This window comes from Motilibacter deserti (assembly GCF_011250635.1).
Taxonomy (GTDB): domain Bacteria; phylum Actinomycetota; class Actinomycetes; order Motilibacterales; family Motilibacteraceae; genus Motilibacter_A; species Motilibacter_A deserti.
The window spans coordinates 1-2,548 of the sequence record NZ_JAANNP010000188.1; the positions used below are offsets into that span (position 1 = coordinate 1).

Consider the following 2,548-nt stretch of genomic DNA (forward strand, 5'->3'; position numbering starts at 1 on the left):
GCTGGTCGAGGTAGACGCGAACCGTCACGCTTCAGAGGCTATCCACGAGCACTGACAGCACCACCCGCTCACATCGGACAGAGCGGCTCAGGGGTCACGCGCAAGCGCTGGACGCGACCTCGACGGAGTGACGTCTCGCCATCGTTGTCAGCGTCGTGAAGAGGTCGCTAGCCCCTTCACCCCGCTTCACTGCCTCAGCACCCGCTCGCTGGCCCATCCGCTCGTCGGCATGAGCGGTCGCAGCCGCGCAAGATCGCCCACATGAGCGTGAAGCGCTCTCCTCACCGAGCCCCGCTCGCACCTGGCCCTTCCGGTGACGCATCCGACGGCGTGGCGGTGTCCATATGGGGCGACGCGGCCAAGTCCGACCGCGCCGTCGACGGCGCCCCACAACCGGTTCTCAGCGTTCTACGCCGCCACGGCACCGCGGACGTCGTGCACCTGTTTCCGGTGCTCGGGGACCTGTCCCACGCCCAGGAGTGAGTACAGGAGGCATACCGCAGACGTGGCGGGCGTGGCCCAACATGCAGGAGGGGGTCCGGCTGCAAAGGTGCGACGGATGGCGTGGCGCCTCGCGGTCAGCCGTTGGCGGAGCGGACGGCGTTCCGGCTGGCGCTCGCCGGCACCGGTTGCCGGCTGTGCACCAGGCGCTTCGGCGGACGCCATGTCCGTCCGTGACGCCCTGCCCGCGCTGGCCCGCGAGCAGCGCGAGGCGCTGGTTCTGCAGCACTTCGCGGACCTGTCGGTGCCGCAGGTCGCGGACCTGCTCGAGGTCCCCGAGGCCACCGTGAAGGCGCGCCTCGCGCGCGGCCGCTGGGCGCTCGCCCCCTTCTGACCGACTCGCCCCCACGATGGAGGCGCGACGAGTTGAGCGCCAGCGCGCGATCATGCCCACCCGCGAAGGCGCGGCGTCCGGTACGCCGCAGTCTTGACGCGGCACGGTCCACCTCCTACGTTTGCGACCCCCTCAAATGGGGGCGCCCAGCCACAAAGGGCCTCATGCCATCCTCAGCCGAAGCGACCGCGCGCGCTCCGTGCGACGCAGTGGCGGTGCGGGCGTCGGAAGCACGCGTGACCTCAACGATGAGGAGCCTCGGATGCGACGGACACGGACCCGGGTGGCGCTCGCCGTCGCCACGGCTGCCACGACCCTGGGCGCGCTCGCCGCGCCCTCGACAACGGCGCGCGCCGCCGCCGCCGACGACCGCACGTGGGTCGCCGCCTGGACCGCGAACGCGACGGCGATCTCGGACACGTCGCCCGCGTGCCCGGGGACGAGCGGGGTCAGCAACCGCACGATCCGCAACATCGTCTTCACGAGCGCCGGCGGCGACAGGGTCCGGGTGCGCGTCACGAACGCGTTCGGCACGCAGCCTCTGCGTCTCGCGGCTGCCACGATCGCGGTCGCCCAGAGCAGCACGAGCGCGGCCGTCGTGCCGGGGACCACGCGTGCGTTGACCTTCTCCGGCAGCCCGTCGACGACGATCCCCACGGGCGCCGACCTGCGAAGCGACCCGGTCGCGCTGCCCGTGTCTGCTCTGCAGACCCTCGCCGTCAGCCTCTACTTCGCCGAGCCGACCGGCCCGACGACCGTTCACCGATTCCCGTATCAGCGCAGCTATTCCGCGGCCGGTGACGTGACCGCGAACGAGTCCGCCGGAGCATTCACGCAGAACTTGTCCTGCTGGCTCTTCGTCGACGCGGTCGACGCCGAGGCTGCGGGCCCGGTCGACGGCGCGGTCATCGCCCTCGGCGACTCCATCACGGACGGCGGCAACACGACGAGCAACACCAACCGGCGGTGGACGAACGAGCTGGCGCGGCGCGTCGTCGCCCAGGGCGCGCCGGCGCTGTCGGTCGTGAACGCCGGACTCGTGGGCAACCAGGTGACGCTCGACCGCGTGCCCGTGACGTTCGGCATGAGCGCGCTGCACCGGCTCGACCGCGACGTCCTGTCCCACTCCGGGGTGCGCCTCCTCATCGTGTTCGAGGGGATCAACGACATCGGCACCCGCGAGGCCGACGCCGCCCGGGTCATCGCCGGGTATCGCGAGATCATCGCCCGCGCGCACGCCAACGGCGTGAAGGTCATCGGGGCGACGCTCACCCCCTCGGGTGGGGCGACGCGGCAGTTCCCGACGTACGCCTCACCCGAGACCGAGGCCGACTGGCGCGCGGTCAACACCTGGATCCGCACCAGTGGGGCCTTCGACACCGTGTTCGACTTCGCCGCCGCCCTGGCGTCGCCGCAGAACGACTGGATCATGGCCCCGGCGTACGACAGCGGTGACGGGCTCCATCCCGGTGACGCCGGCATGAGGGCGATCGCGGACTCCGTCGATCTCGGCGTCCTTCGCGAGCTGCTAGACCCCGCGACCTGGCTCGACGAGCTGCACGCGACGCTGGACGGTCTCGAGGACGCAGGCTCGGTGCCGCCTCACGTCGCGGCGTCGCTGCGTGACCGGCTCGATCGCGCGGAGAGGCTCGCGGTGGGCGGCCATGAGAAGGCCCCGATGGGCTATCTCCAGCAGTTCGCGGCGCGCGCCCG

The 2,548-nt window shown here is 71.7% G+C and carries 3 protein-coding genes; all 3 read left to right on the plus strand.

From position 1 onward, the window contains the following. The first annotated feature begins 330 nt into the window (after positions 1-330). Entirely contained in the window at positions 331-483 is a 153-nt protein-coding gene (locus G9H71_RS22155; protein ID WP_166284929.1) for a hypothetical protein, read from the plus strand. Positions 484-664: 181 nt separating this feature from the next. Then, the gene (locus G9H71_RS22160) at positions 665-835 is read left to right on the plus strand and encodes a sigma factor-like helix-turn-helix DNA-binding protein (protein ID WP_166284930.1); all 171 of its coding nucleotides are present in this window, start codon (positions 665-667) and stop codon (positions 833-835) included. A 262-nt stretch (positions 836-1,097) separates the two neighbouring features. After that, positions 1,098-2,548, plus strand: a 1,451-nt coding sequence (locus G9H71_RS22165) for an SGNH/GDSL hydrolase family protein (RefSeq protein ID WP_166284931.1), incomplete at its 3' end; no start/stop codon positions are given.

Excerpts from the sequence above, each read along its gene's own strand:
- G9H71_RS22160 (WP_166284930.1), top strand. The coding sequence starts at position 665 with ATGTCCGTCCGTGACGCCCTGCCCGCGCTGGCCCGCGAGCAGCGCGAG.